At 72.5% G+C, this 16,506-nt stretch carries 15 protein-coding genes; 3 read left to right on the top strand and 12 right to left on the bottom strand.

What is annotated here, in order from left to right; all coding sequences use genetic code 11:
• Positions 1 to 23: 23 nt before the first annotated feature.
• Positions 24 to 1,424: an ABC transporter substrate-binding protein gene (locus tag Aru02nite_RS13580; protein WP_203657843.1), complete on the top strand. Its 1,401-nt coding sequence runs from the start codon at positions 24 to 26 to the stop codon at positions 1,422 to 1,424.
• Between the two features lie 107 nt (positions 1,425 to 1,531).
• On the opposite strand, the gene Aru02nite_RS13575 is transcribed toward Aru02nite_RS13580, so the two are convergent.
• From Aru02nite_RS13575 to Aru02nite_RS13545, 7 genes are all read right to left on the bottom strand, one after another.
• Entirely contained in the window at positions 1,532 to 1,840 is a 309-nt protein-coding gene (locus Aru02nite_RS13575) for an MGMT family protein (RefSeq protein WP_203657842.1), read from the bottom strand.
• Positions 1,841 to 1,861: 21 nt separating this feature from the next.
• A complete protein-coding gene (locus Aru02nite_RS13570) occupies positions 1,862 to 2,878 on the bottom strand; it encodes a hypothetical protein (protein ID WP_203657841.1) in 1,017 nt (338 codons plus the stop codon).
• A 210-nt stretch (positions 2,879 to 3,088) separates the two neighbouring features.
• Positions 3,089 to 3,877, bottom strand: coding sequence for a class I SAM-dependent methyltransferase (locus Aru02nite_RS13565; protein ID WP_203657840.1), 789 nt, complete (start codon positions 3,875 to 3,877; stop codon positions 3,089 to 3,091).
• 131 nt (positions 3,878 to 4,008) lie between these two features.
• Positions 4,009 to 5,220 (bottom strand): adenylyltransferase/sulfurtransferase MoeZ, encoded by a 1,212-nt coding sequence (moeZ, locus tag Aru02nite_RS13560; protein WP_203657969.1) that lies wholly within the window; start codon positions 5,218 to 5,220, stop codon positions 4,009 to 4,011.
• Positions 5,221 to 5,318: 98 nt separating this feature from the next.
• Positions 5,319 to 6,221: a DUF3152 domain-containing protein gene (locus Aru02nite_RS13555; protein ID WP_308446267.1), complete on the bottom strand. Its 903-nt coding sequence runs from the start codon at positions 6,219 to 6,221 to the stop codon at positions 5,319 to 5,321.
• A 63-nt stretch (positions 6,222 to 6,284) separates the two neighbouring features.
• Positions 6,285 to 7,190: an alpha/beta fold hydrolase gene (locus Aru02nite_RS13550; protein ID WP_203657839.1), complete on the bottom strand. Its 906-nt coding sequence runs from the start codon at positions 7,188 to 7,190 to the stop codon at positions 6,285 to 6,287.
• A 64-nt stretch (positions 7,191 to 7,254) separates the two neighbouring features.
• The gene (locus tag Aru02nite_RS13545) at positions 7,255 to 8,982 is read right to left on the bottom strand and encodes a pyruvate dehydrogenase (protein WP_203657838.1); all 1,728 of its coding nucleotides are present in this window, start codon (positions 8,980 to 8,982) and stop codon (positions 7,255 to 7,257) included.
• A gap of 92 nt (positions 8,983 to 9,074) precedes the next feature.
• Here Aru02nite_RS13545 and Aru02nite_RS13540 point away from each other — a divergent pair, with 92 nt between their 5' ends.
• Positions 9,075 to 10,001 carry a LysR family transcriptional regulator gene (locus tag Aru02nite_RS13540; RefSeq protein ID WP_203657837.1) on the top strand — a complete coding sequence of 309 codons (927 nt, stop codon included), beginning with the start codon at positions 9,075 to 9,077 and terminating at the stop codon, positions 9,999 to 10,001.
• A 327-nt stretch (positions 10,002 to 10,328) separates the two neighbouring features.
• Here Aru02nite_RS13540 and Aru02nite_RS13535 read toward each other — a convergent pair whose 3' ends face one another.
• Positions 10,329 to 10,979 (bottom strand): LysE family transporter, encoded by a 651-nt coding sequence (locus tag Aru02nite_RS13535; protein WP_203657836.1) that lies wholly within the window; start codon positions 10,977 to 10,979, stop codon positions 10,329 to 10,331.
• A 436-nt stretch (positions 10,980 to 11,415) separates the two neighbouring features.
• Here Aru02nite_RS13535 and argS point away from each other — a divergent pair, with 436 nt between their 5' ends.
• Positions 11,416 to 13,119, top strand: a complete 1,704-nt coding sequence (gene argS, locus Aru02nite_RS13530; RefSeq protein WP_203657835.1) for an arginine--tRNA ligase — start codon at positions 11,416 to 11,418, stop codon at positions 13,117 to 13,119.
• Positions 13,120 to 13,347: 228 nt separating this feature from the next.
• Here the strand turns inward: argS and Aru02nite_RS13525 are convergent, their stop codons facing one another.
• From Aru02nite_RS13525 to Aru02nite_RS13510, 4 genes are all read right to left on the bottom strand, one after another.
• On the bottom strand, positions 13,348 to 13,491 hold the full coding sequence (locus Aru02nite_RS13525; RefSeq protein WP_203657834.1) for a hypothetical protein: 144 nt from the start codon (positions 13,489 to 13,491) through the stop codon (positions 13,348 to 13,350).
• Positions 13,492 to 13,611: 120 nt separating this feature from the next.
• Positions 13,612 to 14,358: a phosphotransferase family protein gene (locus tag Aru02nite_RS13520; RefSeq protein ID WP_203657833.1), complete on the bottom strand. Its 747-nt coding sequence runs from the start codon at positions 14,356 to 14,358 to the stop codon at positions 13,612 to 13,614.
• 201 nt (positions 14,359 to 14,559) lie between these two features.
• Entirely contained in the window at positions 14,560 to 15,084 is a 525-nt protein-coding gene (locus tag Aru02nite_RS13515; protein ID WP_239076660.1) for an NUDIX domain-containing protein, read from the bottom strand.
• 389 nt (positions 15,085 to 15,473) lie between these two features.
• Complete coding sequence (locus tag Aru02nite_RS13510; protein WP_239076659.1) at positions 15,474 to 16,253, bottom strand: class I SAM-dependent methyltransferase; 780 nt, start codon at positions 16,251 to 16,253, stop codon at positions 15,474 to 15,476.
• Positions 16,254 to 16,506: the final 253 nt, after the last annotated feature.

Below are 16,506 nucleotides of genomic sequence, written 5' to 3'. Positions count from 1 at the left end.
GAGAATCCTTGGGAGGCAACGGAATGAGGCAACGCCACACGGTACGGCTGCTGGCTGCCGCCGCGGCGCTCACCACGACGGCCGCGCTGGCCGCCTGCGGCGGCAGCGACTCCGGCGGCAGCTCGACCGCCGCGCCCGGCGCCGACGCCCTGTCGCACGCGAAGGGTGTCACGACCGTCGAGTTCTGGCACAGCATGAAGGGGCCGAACGCGGTCGCCCTCAACTCGATCGCCAGCCGCTTCAACGCCGCGCACAAGGGCAAGATCGTCGTCAAGCCCGTGTACGTCGGGGAGTACGACGACGCGATCGCCAAGTACAAGACGTCGGTGCAGCAGAAGCACACCCCCGAGCTGATCCAGGTGTACGACATCGGGTCGCGGTTCATGATCGACTCGAAGCAGACCGTGCCGGTGTACAAGTTCGCCGACAAGGACAAGTGGGACACCAGCCAGCTCGAACCCAACATCGCGAACTACTACACGTTCAACGGCAAGCTCGACTCGATGCCGTTCAACTCGTCGATGCCGTTGCTGTACATCAACAAGAAGCTGTTCGCGAAGGCCGGGCTGGACCCGAACAAGCCGCCGACGAACCTGGCCGAGATCATGGCCGACGCAAAGAAGCTGACCGACAGGAAGCACAACGTGGTCGGCTTCAACGCCGCCATCTACGGCTGGTTCCTGGAGCAGCTCCTCGCCACCAACGGCGACCAGTACTGCGACAGGAACAACGGCCGCAGCGGGCTGGCGACGAAGGTCGACTTCGCCTCGCCGGACGGCGTCAAGGTCGCCCAGTGGTGGACCGACATGGTCAAGAAGGGGTACGCGTCGAACACCGGCCGTACCACCGACGCGGCGCAGCAGGCGTTCAAGTCCGGCACCGTGGGCATGTCGCTGGAGTCCACCGGCGAGATGCGTGACTACATCAACGCGTCGAAGGGCAGGTTCGACGTGGTGGCCGCGCCGTTCCCGCGGCTGTCCGGTACCGGCTCGCCGAACGGCGGCACCATCATCGGCGGCGCCAGCCTGTGGATCGACGGCATCGGCCACACGGACGCGCAGAAGCGCGCCTCCTGGGAGTTCGTGAAGTACGCGGCGTCGCCCGAGGTGCAGGCGTCCTGGCACACCGGCACCGGCTACTTCCCGGTCAACTCCAAGGCGCTCGACCAGCCCAGCGACAAGGCGTGGGTCAAGCAGTACCCGCAGTTCACGGTGGCGGTGAACCAGCTGCACTCGACGAAGCCGAGCGTGGCGACGGCCGGGTGCGCGCTCGGTGTCATGCCGCAGGCGCGCCAGTCGGCCGAGGAGGCGCTGGAGAAGACCATCACCGGCGGCGACCCGAACGCCGCGCAGGCGAACCTCAAGGCGCAGGCGGACGCCCTCCGCAAGCCGATCGCCGACTACACCCGCGCGGTCCAGAAGTAGCCCCACGGTCCACAGTGGAGCTTTCCATGCTCCACTGTGGACCACCGCGGGCCCGCTCCGGCCCGGCACGGCGGTCGGTCCCCGGGGATCACGCGGCGGCGCGGCGGTCAGTCCTCCGGGTACCAGGCGGCGGCGCGCATGTCGACGCGCTCGCCGCGGAACGGTACGCCCTCTGCGTCCAGGGCGGCGCGCGCCCGCCGCTCGTGCCCGGGTGGCAGCCGGCCCGCCGAGTTGACCACCCGGTGCCAGGGCACGGCGCCGCCGTACCGGGCCATGACGGTGCCGACGCTGCGGGCGCTGGCCGTACCGCCGCGCTCGCGGACGACGTCGGCGACCGCACCGTACGACATGACGTGGCCGGGCGGGATCAGCTCGACCACGGACAGCACCCGGTCCACGTGCTCCGGGATCTCCATGCCGGTCAACCTACCCCGGGGTCACCGCACCGGCGCCGGACGTACCCGGTCCCACCAGGCGGCGAGCTGGCCGGCGGACAGTTCGCCGGTGACGGTGAGGGTGGCGGTCATCCGCGGGTGGCGGCGGGCGGCCCGCCACGTACGCCGGCGCGCGGGCGGGTCGAGCACCACGACCCGCATCCCGTCGACGACCGGGATGTCCGCCGGCACCGACTCCCGGCCCAGCGGCTCACCGTCCGCGCCGGCCAGGTCCCACCAGCCGGTCACCGGGCCCTCGGCCGGCGCACCGTCCGAGTACGCGGCGGTCCAGCGCGGGTCCACCGGATGCCCGGGCAGCCCGTACCGGTCGACGAGGGCACCGGCGAGCAGCGTCTCCAGTTGCCGGTTGTCGCCGACCCCGCCGATCCCGACCACGAACCCGCGGGCCGACTCCCGGTGCAGCGCCAGCACCTGCACCCCGTCCAGCACCCGCAGCAGCCTCTCCACCTCGCGCAGATCCGGACAGTACGCGGCGGCGGCGGTGACGACGCGGCGCAGTTGCGGGGTGTCGACGCGGGGCCGGCGCGCCTCGGCCGACCCTTCCAGTACGGCGTGGGCGGCGGTGGTCCAGCGCGGCAGGCTGCCCCACGCCTCGACCACGACGGCGGTGGCGTCCCCCAGCTCGGGCCGCAGCATCCGCTCGATCCGCCGGTCCGGTACGCCGCACGGGTCGGGCAGCGCCTCGTCGGTCACGTCGCGCCAGGCGTCCGCGAAGTACGTGGCGGCCTCGGCGATGGTCTTCAGGCAGGCGAGGATCGGCGCGGCCGCGGGGGTGGGATCCGCCCCGTACTCGGTGAGTGCGCCGACGAGGATCGCCACCCAGCTCGCGTGCCGCGGGTCCAACCGTTCGACGTGGTCGCCGAGGTGTTCGGTGGCGGCGCGGCGCTCGTCGGGGCCGGCGTCCGGGATCCGCCCGTACACGACGGAGAGGGCAGCGCCGAAGCTCCGGTCGTCGGCGGAGGTGAGGGCGCGGCAGGCGGCGAGAAGCGAGTCAGGCACGCCATGATCATGCTGAGCGATGTCAACAACGGAGTACCAGACACCACGGACGGGGTGGACACCACTGTTAAGTGTCCTAATAATGCGATTGCGGTACCCGGCGGGCGGCCTGTCCCGCACCGATTGTCGGTCGAGCCTCGCGGCCCGGCCGGCGGTACGGGGGCGCCGGGTGCCAGCGGGCAGGGATCCGCTGGCACCCGTCGGCGCCCGCTACTTCTCCGCGCCCACCTTGTCGGCCGCGGCCCGCTTCGACTCGCGCAGGACCTTGTCCCACGGCTTCTCGCCGTCGCCCTTGTACACCGAACAGCGGAACTTCGGGTCCGGCGTGGCGCCCAGCGGGCCCTGCCGCGACGCCCGGTTCGCCCACCACCGCACCACCGGACGCACGAACGTCATCGTCGGCGCGTACTTCGTCGGCTTCTGGAACACGGCGACGGTGTCGCCCCAGTAGTCGTTCGCCGCGTCGATGTTCCCGTAGTCGTGCCGGCGGTCCTCGGTGAACGGCGGGTAGTGCGTGTGCACGTCCTTGAGGGTCAGCCGGGACGCGGCGGCCAGCGCGCGCACCGCGTCCGGGTAGTAACGCCAGCAGTCGACGGGGGTGTGCTTGTGGCCGCGCGACGGCGCGGTGAAGAAGAACAGACCCCGGGGCCGCAGGACGCGCGCCACCTCCAGGATCGACGCCCACGGCATCGGCACGTGCTCGAACACCGAACCGGCAACGACCACGTCGGCGCTCTTGCTCTTCGCCGGAATCGTGTACGGCGCGGGCATGACCGCGTCGACGTTGTTGCCGTCCCGGATGTCGACCCCGAAGTACGAGTGGTCGATGTCCTTGAACAGGGTGCGGTGGGTGATCACCTGGTTCGGTGAGGTGGCCGAGCCGAGTTCGAGTACATCGAGGTGACGGTCCTTCGGCAGGTACCGCTCAAGCGCCTGGGCCATGTGGTTGTACTGCGACGCGTGCAACTCCCGCTCCTTGTGCTCTACGACGGCGCCCACCTGACGCCGCGGAGGTACCGCACAAGTGTGCGACCAGTCGCGCCCGGACGCGAGCCCTTCGGCCCGATCCGGTTAAAACGACCAACCGGGCCGGGTCACGACATGCGTGATCCGGCCCGGTCGCGAACCGGTCAGTACGTGGGGAGGCTCGGGTCGACCTGCGCCTGCCAGGCCAGCACCCCGCCCTGCACGTGCACGGCGTCGCGGAAACCCGCGGATTTCAGTGCTGCCAACGCTTCCGCCGACCGTACGCCGGACTTGCAGTGCAGCACGATCTGCTTGTCCTGCGGCAGCGACGCCAGCGCGTCGCCGGACAGGATCTCGCCCTTGGGGATCAGAACGGAGCCCGGAATCCGGATGATCTCGAACTCGGCCGGCTCCCGAACGTCGACCAGCAGGAAATCTTTGCCCGCGTCTTGCCATTCCTTGAGCTCGGTCGCGGTGATCGTCGAGCCCTGCGCGGCCTCGGCGGCCTCGGTCGACACCGCGCCGCAGAAGTCCTCGTAGTCCTCCAGCAGCTCGGTCTGCGTCGCGTGCTCACCGCAGAGCGGGCAGTTCGGGTCCTTCCGGACCTTGATCGTCCGGTACGACATCTCCAGCGCGTCGTACACGGTGAGGCGGCCGACCAGGGGGTCGCCGATGCCGGTCAGCAGCTTGATCGCCTCGGTCACCTGGATCGAACCGATCGACGCGCAGAGCACGCCCAGCACGCCGCCCTCGGCGCACGACGGGACCATGCCGGGCGGCGGCGGCTCCGGGTAGAGGCAGCGGTAGCACGGCCCGTACTCCGCCCAGAAGACGCTGGCCTGGCCGTCGAACCGGTAGATCGAGCCCCACACGTACGGCTTGCCGAGCAGCACCGCCGCGTCGTTCACCATGTACCGGGTGGCGAAGTTGTCGGTGCCGTCGACGATCAGGTCGTAGCCCGCGAAGACGTCCATCACGTTGTCGGTGGACAGCTGCTCGTCGTGCACGATCACGTCGACCAGCGGGTTGATCTCGGCGATCGACTCGCGCGCCGACTGCGCCTTCGACTTACCGATGTCCGACACGCCGTGGATGATCTGGCGCTGCAGGTTCGACTCGTCGACGGTGTCGAAGTCGATCACGCCGAGCGTGCCGACCCCGGCGGCCGCCAGGTACATCAGGGCCGGGGAGCCCAGCCCACCCGCGCCGACACAGAGCACCTTGGCGTTCTTCAGGCGCTTCTGGCCGTCCATGGCGACGTCCGGGATGATCAGATGCCGGGAGTATCGCCGCACCTCGTCCACGGACAGCTCCGCGGCGGGTTCGACGAGCGGTGGGAGCGACACGACTCCTCCGAGACCTAGGTGGACGTTCATCGAACATTGTTGCTCGCGTACCGGCACAACGCCGGTGACCCCGACCACCCTTCCCACCTCTCGGACGGCGGGTGCCGGCCCGAGCCTGGCGGTACGTCTCAGCGGGTGAAGTAGCTCGGCGGGTCCGACGGGATGTGCGCCTGCGAGTAGTCGCCCTGCGGCCCGGCGTAACGCTTGCCGCCCGGGTACGGCCAGGGGTTGGCGACGCAGCCGTGCAGGCCGAGGGTCTGCTGCTGCATGGTCGGCGCCTTCCGGCCCTTGCCGGGGCACAGCTCGTGGCCGTGGCCGAGCCGGTGGCCGACCTCGTGGCTGATCGCGTAGTCCCGGTACTGCGCGAGGCTCGGGTAGAACGGCACGCCGTGCACCCACCGGGACACGTTGATCATGACGTTGTCGCCGTTGCGGCAGGACGTGTAGCCGTCCGGGGTGTCGCCGCACATCGAGTCCCGGGTACCCGGGGTGACCAGGTTCAGCGTGAAGTCGTGCGCCTCGCCGGGACCGACCCGCTGGAAGCGCCACTCGCCGCCGGCCGTCCAGCCCTGCGGCGCGCCGAGGATCGCGGTCACCGCGTCCGCGAACTTCTGCACGTCGATCCCGTGGATGTCCTTCTCCACGTCCACCTGGTAGCGCAGCAGGGTGCCGGAACTGCCGGCCACGCCACCGCCGCCGCGCGCCGTCGTGAACGACCGCGACCCGTCCCTCGGGTACGTGACGGTCTCGGCGCTGGGCGACGGGGAGCCGGCGGACTGCGACGGCACGGCGGCCGCGGCGGTGGTGGCCCGCGGCTGCGGGCTGCGGGTGGCGGCGACGGCGGTGTCCCGCGGGTCCTTCGTACCGCCTTGGAGCATGTCGACACCGACGACGGCGAGGGCGATCAGCAGCACCGCGCCGAGGAACGTACGCCGGCGGCGGCGCAGCATCCTCTCCCGGGCCAGCCGGCGGGCGTCCACCCGGCTCGCCACCCGGGACGGGGTGCGCTGGCGCGTCGTCGTCGGAGGCATCGCAGATCAGAGTGCCATGACGGCCTTGTCGGATCCGCGCGTGACACGGACAGGCGAGTTATCTCACGCTGCGCGATGTTCGTCGACGAGTGCGCGGATCGCGCCGGCGACCGTCGCCGGGCGTTCGACCTGGGCGACGTGGCCGACCCCGTCGAGGACGAGCAGCCGGCAGTCCGGCACCGTACCGGCGAGGCGTGGACCGAGGCGGGACGGTACCAGGCGGTCGTCGCGGCCCCACACGACGAGCGTGGGCACGGCGATGCGCGCCGCGTACGACCAGGGCGAGCCGGCGCCGGGCCGCAGGAACGTGGCGAGCAGCGCCCGGAACGTCCGCACGTACGCGTCGGCGTGCCACGGCGACGCGAGCCAGCGTTCCGCCTCGTCCCGGAACGCGGCGAGCCGGTCCGGCGGTACCGAGGCGGGGTCGGTCGTGCAGCTCTCGATCGACTGGCGGGTCAGCCCGTCCGGGCCGAGGCGCGCCATGGTCAGCGCCAGCACCCGGGCCGTACCGGGGAGCCAGGCGAACGGCGCGAGCCGGCCGAGATCCGACTGCCAGGGCCGCAGGAACGGCATCGCCGGCGAGATCAACGTGAGAGTACGGACCAGGTCGGGGCGGCGGGCGGCGACGAGCACCGTGACGGCGCCGCCGAGCGAGTTGCCGACCAGGTGCACCGGGCCGAGCGCGGCGAGCCAGGCGGTCACGTGGTCGGCGAGCGCGGCCAGGCTGTACCGGCGCAGCGGTGCGGATCCGCCGAAGCCGGGCAGGTCGAGCGCGGCGCCGGGCAGGTCGGGGGCGAGCAGCGCGCCGAGGTCGGTCCAGTCCAGCGCGGATCCGCCCAGGCCGTGCACGTACGCCACGGCGGGGGTGCCGCCGGTCTCGCGTACCCGGGTGTGCACGCCGGCGATCCGGGTGTCGCGGGCGGGCCACACGGGTGCCGGCCCCTCGCCCGGCACCCGTGTCCCCGTCACGGTCCCAACGTACGCCGGGACCGGCCCCCGGATCACCGCCCGCGGGCGGTGGTGCTGACACGTTCTAGGGACGTGGGAGGTTGCGGAGGTTGCTGCGGGCGAGGTCGACCATCGCACCCACCCCGCCGGACAGCACGGTACGGCCGACGCCGAGCGCGAACCCGCGTACCTGCTGGGCGGTGAGCTTGGGCGGGATGGACAGCGCGTTGGGGTCGGTGCCGAGGTCCACGAGCGCCGGGCCGGGCCGCTCGAACGCCTCGGTCAGCGCCTCGCGTACGCCGGCGGGCTTGTCGACGCGGACGGCGGGGATGCCGCAGGCGGCGGCGATGGCGGCGAAGTCGACCGGCGGGTGGTCGGTGCCGTGGTCGGGCAGGCCGTCGACGAGCATCTCCAGCTTGACCATGCCGAGCGTGGCGTTGTTGAACACCACCACCTTCACCGGCACCCGGTACGCGGAGAGGGTGAGCAGGTCGCCCATCAGCATGGCCAGTCCGCCGTCCCCGGCGAGCGCGACGACCTGCCGGTCGGGTGCGGCGAGCGCGGCGCCGATCGCCTGCGGCAGCGCGTTCGCCATGCTGCCGTGGCGGAAGGAGCCGAGGACGCGGCGCCGGCCGTTCGGCGTCAGGTACCGGGCGGCCCAGACGTTGTTCATGCCGGTGTCGACGGTGAACACGGCGTCGTCGGCGGCGGCCGCGTCGAGCTGCGCCGCCGCGTACTCGGGGTGGATCGGGGTGTGGTGCTCGATGCCGGTGGTGTACGCGTCGACGACGCGGGTCAGCTTGCGGTGGTGCTCGCGCAGCATCCGGTCCAGGAACGAGCGGTCGGTACGCTTGCGCAGCAACGGAAGCAGCGCGCGCACCGTCTCGCGTACGGAGCCGTGCACGGCGATGTCGAGCGGGGTGCGGCGGCCGAGCCGGGCCGGGTCCACATCGACCTGCGCGGTGCGCGCCTGCGGCAGGAACCCGTCGTACGGGAAGTCGGTGCCGAGGAGCAGGACCCGGTCGGCGGCGTGCAGCGCGTCGTGGCAGGCGCCGTAGCCGAGCAGCCCGCTCATGCCGACGTCGTACGGGTTGTCGTACTGGATCCACTCCTTGCCGCCGAGGGAGTGGCCGACGGGCGCGGCGAGCCGCTCGGCGAGCGCCAGCACCTCGTCGTGCGCGCCCGCGCAGCCGGCCCCCGCGAAGATCGTCACCCGCCCGGACGACAGGAACTCGGCCAGCTCCGCCACCTGCGCGTCCCCCGGTACGACCGGCGAACGCGGCGCGAACGTCACCGTCTCCGCCGTACCGTGCGCGGGGCGGTCGGCGAGGTCACCCGGCAGCGACAGGACGGCGACGCCGCCGCGGCCGACGGCGGTCTGCGCGGCGATCCGTACGAGGCGGGGCACGGACTCGGGGGTGGCGGCGAGCTCGGAGAAGTGGCTGCATTCGGCGAACAGCCGGTCCGGGTGCGTCTCCTGGAAGAAGCCGGTGCCGATCTGCCCGGACGGGATGTGCGAGGCGATCGCGAGGACGGGCGCGCCGGAGCGGTGCGCGTCGTACAGGCCGTTGACGAGGTGCAGGTTGCCGGGGCCGCAGCTGCCGGCGCAGACCGCGAGACGGCCGGTGAGCTGCGCCTCGGCGGCGGCGGCGAACGCGGCGGTCTCCTCGTGCCGGACGTGCACCCACTCGATGCCGTCGGTACGCCGTACCGCGTCGACGATCGGGTTGAGGCTGTCGCCGACGATGCCGTAGATGCGGCGCACGCCGGTCTGCCGGAGCGTACGGACCAGATGGTCGGCCACGGTTGCCATGAGCGCCCTCCTTCCCGGTTCTCCCCCACCCTGGTACTCCGGCGACGGATGCGTCCAATGCCAGTTCGCCGGCCCACCCATGCCGTGTGAACATGGGTCACGTGGACATCCAGGTACTGCGATGGTTCCGGGCGGTCGCCGACGGCGCCACCGTCACCCGTACCGCGGCCGACGCGCACGTGACGCAGCCGGCGCTGTCCCGGGCGCTGGGCCGGCTCGAACGCGAGGTCGGCACCCCGCTGCTGCACCGGGCCGGACGCGGCCTGCGGCTCACCCCCGCGGGCCGCGTCTTCGCCGAGCACGCCGCCGCCACCCTCGACCGGTACGACGCCGGCCTGCGCGCCACCGCCGAGGTCGTCGACCCGGACCGGGGCGTGGTGCCGCTGGCGTTCCTGCACACGTTCGGCACGTGGCTGGTGCCGCCGCTCGTCCACGGGTACCTGGCGGCGCGGCCCCGGGTCCGCTTCGAACTCAACCAGCACGGCGAGCAGGCGATCCTGTCCGCGCTGCTGTCCGGCGGCGTCGACCTCATCATCACCAGCGGCGACCCCGACCATCCGGACGTACGGTGGCGGCGGCTGCTCGTCGAACCGCTCCGGCTCGCCGTCCCGCCGGGGCACCGCCTCGCCCACCGCACCCGGGTACGGCTCGCCGACGTCGCCGACGACCCGTTCGTCGTCCTCCGCCCCGGGTACGGGCTGCGCGACACGACCGAGGACCTGTGCCGCGCCGCCGGTTTCGTACCGCGGATCGGGTTCGAGGGCGAGGAGGTGGAGACGCTGCGCGGGCTCGTCACGGCCGGGCTGGGCGTCGCGCTGCTGCCCGTACCGCAGACGGCGACGTTCCCGCCGTCGCAGGCGCTGCCGGCGGCGCCGCACCTGCGGGTCAGCGACGTCGACGCGTCCCGCGACGTCGGGTTGGCGTGGCTGCGGGGCCGGGTGCTGCCGGCGTCGTCCGCGGGGTTCCGCGACCACGTGCTGCGGTCCGTACGCGACGTCGCGCCGCCCGGCTACCGGTGACCCCACTCCCCGTCCTCTCCTCGTACTGCCCGCGGATGCGTCCGCGTTCGCCTCTCGGCACCGACCCCAGTCGGTGCGCGTCCACCGACCTTGGCCGGTCCGCCTCCGTTCCGCCGGGTCGGTCACCGCCGCCGAGAGTCCTTGTGCGACACCAGAAGTAGGCACCGACGTGCCCAGCCCCGGTCGCCACCGTCTCCTGTGCTGCTCGTCGCTCCGCCCGCTGCCCGTCCGGCGTGCTGGTGGCGCCCTTCGGCGCCCAGCCACCACCCAGCACCCCGGCGCTCCGGTGCCGCGCCGCGGCTTTTGGTTCGGGCGAACGGTTTCGCGTCAGGTGACGAGGGAGCGTACGGCGAGGCCGGCGATGAGGAGGGCGGAGGCGAGGGTGGTGAGGAGGCGGGCGCGGGGCGTGGTGAGGAGGCGGGAGAGGGCGGCGCCGGCGCTGGCGAGGGTGAGTTGCCAGGACGCGGAGGCGGTGAAGGCGGCGACGACGAACGCGGCGGCGGTGGCGATGCCGGTGGTGGGGCGGGAACCGGTGACGAGGGCGGCGAAGTACACCATGGTGAGGGGGTTGAGGATGGTGAGTCCGAGCAGGCTGAGGTAGGCGGCGAGCGGGCGCGCGCCCGGCCCGCCGCGCAGCGCGGATCCCTTGTGGGGCAACGGATCCGCCGGAGCATCCGACCTCGTCCGGTACGTGCGGACGGCGCGCACGGTGGTCCAGGCGGCGAGCGCCAGCAGGATGCCGGCGGACGCGGTACGCAGCGGGGTGGCGACAGGGGTGAGCAGGGCGGCGAGGGGGCGGCCGGCGGTGACGGCGAGGAGGGCGTAGAGGCCGTCGGCGGTGGCGACGCCGAGGGCGGCCGCCGCGCCGACGCGCAACGACGTACGGGCGCTGAGGGTGGCCAGGTAGGCGCCGATGGCGCCGATCGGCAGGGCCACCCCGTATCCGGCGAGCAGGCCGGACACGAGCGCGGCGGTCACTGGTGGCCGACCGTTCCCCTCGCGCGGCGCTGCTGTCGCGTCGCGGGCGCGACGGCGACGGGACAGCGTGGGAACGTTCGTACGACCATGGGTCGACGGTGCCGCGGGTGGCGCGCCGCGCGCAACCCGATTTTCGCGACGTGGTCGACAACCGTTGTGCCGCAACGGAACACGGGGGCGTGGAAGCGGCCCCGGTGCATCACCGGGGCCGCCCGCCTGCCTCGCGCCGCCCGCGATCCGTACGCGTCAGCCGCGAGGTCTCCAGGCGCTCTCGACGCCACCGACCGAACGGAGCAGAACCCCTCCGGAGTCAGTCATATACGGAGAGTATCCCTCGCGATGTCCGGTACGGATCGTCCGTTCGGCCGGGTTCACCGTTCCGGGGACACCGAAATCCGGTACGACGGGGTGCCGCCGGCCGCTACGGTCCCGTGGCATGACCGGGATCGAGGGGTTGCTGCACGCACGACTGTCCGCCGCGTTCGCGTCCGTCGCGGGCGCCCCGACCGATCCCGTACTGCGCCGTTCCCGTCGCGCGGACTTCCAGGCGGACGGCGCGCTCGCGCTGTCCCGTACGCTCGGGCGGCCGCCCCGCGAGGTCGCCGCGGAGGTGGCCGCCGCGGCCGACCTCGCCGATCTGTCCACTGTGGACACCGCCGGCCCGGGCTTCCTCAACCTGACCGTGCGCGGTGACGTACTCGGCGGGTTGCTGGCAGACACCGCCGCCGACGTACGCCTCGGGGTGCCGCGGGTGGCGGATCCGCGGACCGTCGTCGTCGACTACTCGGGGCCGAACGCGGCGAAGGAGATGCACGTCGGCCACCTGCGCTCGACGATCCTCGGCGACGCGCTCGCCCGGCTGCTCGACCATCTCGGGCACCGTGTCGTCCGGCAGAACCACGTCGGCGACTGGGGCACGCCGTTCGGGATGCTGATCGAGCACCTGCTCGACGTGGGCGGGGCGACCGCCGCGCACGCGTTGTCCGCCGGCGACCTGTCCGGCTTCTACCGGGCGGCGCGGGCCGCGTTCGACACCGACCCCGCGTTCCGGGAACGCTCCCGGCGCCGCGTCGTCCTGCTCCAGTCCGGCGATCCGGCGACGCTGCGGCTCTGGCGCGTCCTCGTCACCGGCTCCCAGGACTACTTCCGTTCCGTGTACGCGCTGCTCGGGGTGCGGCTCACCGACGACGACCTCGACGGCGAGAGCCGGTACGACGAGCGGCTCGGCGACGTCGTCGACGAGCTGGACCGGGCCGGGCTGCTGCGCGAGTCGGACGGTGCGCTCTGCGCGTTCCCGGCCGGCTTCACCGGGCGCGACGGCACCCCGCTGCCCCTCATCGTACGCAAGAGCGACGGCGGGTTCGGTTACGCCGCAACGGATCTCGCCACCATCCGGTACCGGCTGGGCGAGCTGGCCGCCACCCGCCTCCTGTACGTCGTGGGCGAGCCGCAGCGCCAGCACCTGGCGATGGTGTTCGCCACCGCGCGCGACGCCGGCTGGCTCACCGACGCGGCGAGCGCCGAACACGTCGCGTTCGGCTCCGTACTCGGCGCCGACGGGCGGATGCTGCGCACCCGGGCCGGCGACTCCGTCACGCTCGTCGCGCTCCTCACCGAAGCGGTACGCCGGGCCGCCGAGCTGGTACCCGACGGCGCGGACTCCGGCGCGCTCGCCCGCGCCGTCGGCATCGGCGCCGTCAAGTACGCGGACCTGTCCGCCGAACGCGGCAAGGACTACGTGTTCGACTACGACCGGATGCTCGCGTTCACCGGCGACACCGCCCCGTACCTCCAGTACGCCCGCGCGCGGATCCTGTCCATCTTCCGCCGCGCCGGTCTGACGGAGGCGGCGGCGGTCGACACCGTCCTCGTCACCGAACCCGCCGAACGGGCGCTCGCCCTCGACCTGCTCGCCTTCCCCGCGACCCTGCACGAGGTCGCCGACACCGCGCTGGTGCACCGCCTCACCCGGTACCTGTTCCGGCTCGCCGCCGCGTACACCGACTTCTACGAGAGCTGCCCCGTACTCTCCGCGCCCGAACCGACGCGCGGCTCGCGGCTGGTGCTCTGCGACCTGACCGCCCGTACCCTCGCCACCGGGCTCGACCTGCTCGGCATCGAGGCACCCGACCGGATGTGACCGCATTCCCTTAGAGGTCCTGACAGAAAGGCGTCGGATGGCTGGCGAGGCTCAGGGCGGGGCTGCCAAGGCGGAGGTGCAGTCGCATACCGGTGTTGTATGCGACTGTGCCGACAACGTCGGCAGCGTCGTCCTGAGTCCGCCAGGCGCCGACAGTCCTTTCTGTCAGGACCTCTTACGTGGCAACGACTGCGCCCGCCGGGCACGTACCGGCGGGCGCCGTCGCGGTCACGGCACCAGGAGCAGCTTGCCGACGACGTTCCGCGCCTCGATGTCCGCGTGCGCCGCGGCCGCCGCCACCGACGGCGGCGCCACCTCCACGACCCGCAGGGCCTCCAGCGCCCCGAACCGCGCAACCATGATCACCTTCACGCGGGCACCCTAGAACCTCAACCACACATCCGGTCAACCCGCGCAGTACGCCGATGCACGGTAGCCCCGACCGCGCGCTGTTTCCCTTTCGTACCAAGAGGTCTGGGCCGGGGCGGGGCCCTAGGGTTCCTGCATCCGGGCCCGGAGCACGTCGAACTCGCACCCCGGCGCGTCCGGGTCGAAGCCGTGCTCGATCAGCCAGCGCGACGCCTTCAGGCTGCGCAGCGACCACCAGGCGCGGATCACGTCCCGGTCCGCGCCGGGGCCGTACCCGGCGAGCAGGTCGTCCAGGCGTTCCTCGTGCCCGAGCGTCAGGGTGGCGAGGTCGAACATGGCGTCGCCGGGCGCCGCCTCGGACCAGTCGATGATGCCGGTGACCTCGTCGCCGTCGACGAACACGTGCGTGATCTGCAGGTCGCCGTGGATGAACGCCGGCGTCCACGGCCGGAGCGCGGCCCCGGCGATCTCCCGGTTGCGTCGCACCACCTCGGCGGGCAGTACGCCGTTGGCGAGCAGCCACGCGCACTCGCCGTCGAGTTCGGCGGTGATGTCGTCGAGCGCGCGCCCCGGCCACGGCGGCAACGGCGCATCGTGCAGCCTCCGTACGGCCGCGCCCGCCGCGGCCCACGCCGCGGGCGACGCGCTCGACGGCTCACCGAGTACGCCCAGTGCCTTCCCCGGTACCGCGGCGATCGCGAGTACGGGCGGCTCGCGCCAGAGGATCGCCGGAGTCGGCACCGGAACCATGGCCATTGCCCGAACCTCGACGTCGGCGTGCGCCGGATCGCCGTCGACCTTCAGGAACACGTCACCGACCCGCAGCGTCGCGCGCTGGCTGTGCGCGACGACGACCTCAACCTCGTCCATTCCGGCCATCCTGACGGGGATCGCCGCCGATGTCGCCGCATTTTGCGTACGCAGGCGCGTTGCCGGGAGCGCAAGTGACGCTTCTTCCGTTGTGCGGCAACAGATCCCGCCGCATGCAGAGCACCACGGACACAGGTGTCCACCGGTGCGGTGCTCGTCACTACCCTGGTACGCAAGCATTTGTGGTCGGCCGCGCGCCGGCTAGAGCCCGAGATGGACGGGACGCGTCGGCGTACCCGTGGTGAGAAGTGTCGCCAACGGTGTGGCGAGGTCGCGCGGCGAGAACAGCTCGGGGCCGGTGTGGTCGACGATCTCCGCGAGCCGCCACCAGCGAAACCCGCCCAGGTACTCGGCGGCGAGCTGGTCGTCGGGCAGCTCGCCGCGGGGCTCGAAGTGGTGTGCGCGGACCAGGAAGTAGTCGTTGACGATGCCACCGAAGCCGGGCGCGTGGTCGGCGTCGAGTACTTCCTGGTGCCAGACGTGCGGCGGGTCCACGGTGATCGCGAGACCCGTCTCCTCACGAAGTTCGCGACGCAGGGCCGTCAGCCGGTCCTCGCCGGGTTCGATGCCGCCGCCGGGTGCCGCCCACACGCCCGCCGCCCCGCCCGGCACCGCCGGATGAGGGAAGACGAAGCGGCACAACAGGATGCGGTCGTCCGCGTCGAGCACGATCGCCCGGACGGCCCGGCGCAGGTTCGGCGTCCGACCGGCGAATCGATCCTCCAAAAACCGCGAAGACCTCGGTACTTCAGGCATGGCCACCACCGTATCGGCCACCTGTGACAGAACCGGGTACTGCGCCGCGGCGGTGCCACCCCCACTGCTCGCGTCAAGCAGCCGCGCGGCGGGCACAGGTGGCCGTCACGGTTCTCGCCACTCCCGTTGCCCCGCAACGGAAGTACTCACCACCCGCGCTCGGCGGGTCCACGGGTGGCCGTGCCAGCAGCCCCGCTGGATCCACCCACACCGCCGTCACTGGACCCGGAACCGCGACGCGGCAACGTTAGCCCCGACCGGCACGACTCCGCCCCGCGGCCGTCCGGTGCCGTACTCCGGAAGGGTTTGCCGCGCGGGACCTGTCGTGCTCGTCCGCGGATTCGCCGGTCGCGCAACGGTTACGGCTTGACCGCCCGGGTGGCGAAGAACCCGGGCATGTACCGGCCGGTGGCGTCCGCGTGGTGCGGGGCCTCGTCCAGGTGGGTCAGGGTGAAGCCGGCCGCGAGCTGGCCGCCGATCTGCCCGGTGAGCGAGTGGCTGTACTCGATCGGCCCCGTCCCGTACGAGCGCGCCCGCTCCTGCTCCGACAGGTCGAGGCTGCTGAACGGGAGCGGGTGACGCACGACCAGCTCGCCCCGTTCGTCCAACGCCGTCGCGTCGAAGATGAAGACGTCGGGGTTCAGGAAGCCGGTCATCAGGATCCCGCCCGGGCGCAGCACGCGGTACGACTCCCGCCAGACCGGTGCCAGCTCGGGCGAGAACACGCTGGACACCGGGTTGAACACGACGTCGAAGCTGGCGTCGGGGAACACGCTCAGATCGCGCATGTCACCGAGCACCGTACGGACGGCCAGCCCCTCGCGGGTGGCGACCTCCCGGTCGCGGTCCAGCTGCCGCGGCGAGTTGTCGAGTACCGTCACGGCCGCGCCCGCCGCCGCGAGTACCGGGCCCTGCTGGCCTCCGCCGGCTGCCAGGCACAGCACCTCGGCGCCGACCAGTTCGGCGGGGAACCAGGCGCGCGGCACCGCCCGGTGTCCGATCAGGACGACGGACCAGTCGCCGGCGCGTGCCCGGGCGATGACCTCCGGCCCGACCGGCCGGGTCCACATGTTGCTGTTCTCCACCTCGCGGTCCCAGGCGGCGCGGTTGTACTCCACCGGGTCAAAGCTGTCCGTCACAACGGCCCAGCTTAAGAGGTCCTGGCAGAAAGGCGTCGGATGCCTGGCGAGGCTCAGGGCGGGGCTGCCAAGGCGGAGGTGCAGTCGCATACCGGTGTTGTATGCGACTGTGCCGACAACGTCGGCAGCGTCGTCCTGAGTCCGCCAGGCGCCGACAGTCCTTTCCGTCAGGACCTCTCAGTGGCCGGTACGGGGCACCCGACCCGGGCCGAACCCGTCGCATGCCACCGCGCCACGGGAACCTCGCCGCGAG

This window comes from Actinocatenispora rupis (assembly GCF_016861975.1).
GTDB classification, from domain to species: domain Bacteria; phylum Actinomycetota; class Actinomycetes; order Mycobacteriales; family Micromonosporaceae; genus Actinocatenispora; species Actinocatenispora rupis.
This window is presented reverse-complemented; position numbering and strand designations above follow the sequence as displayed.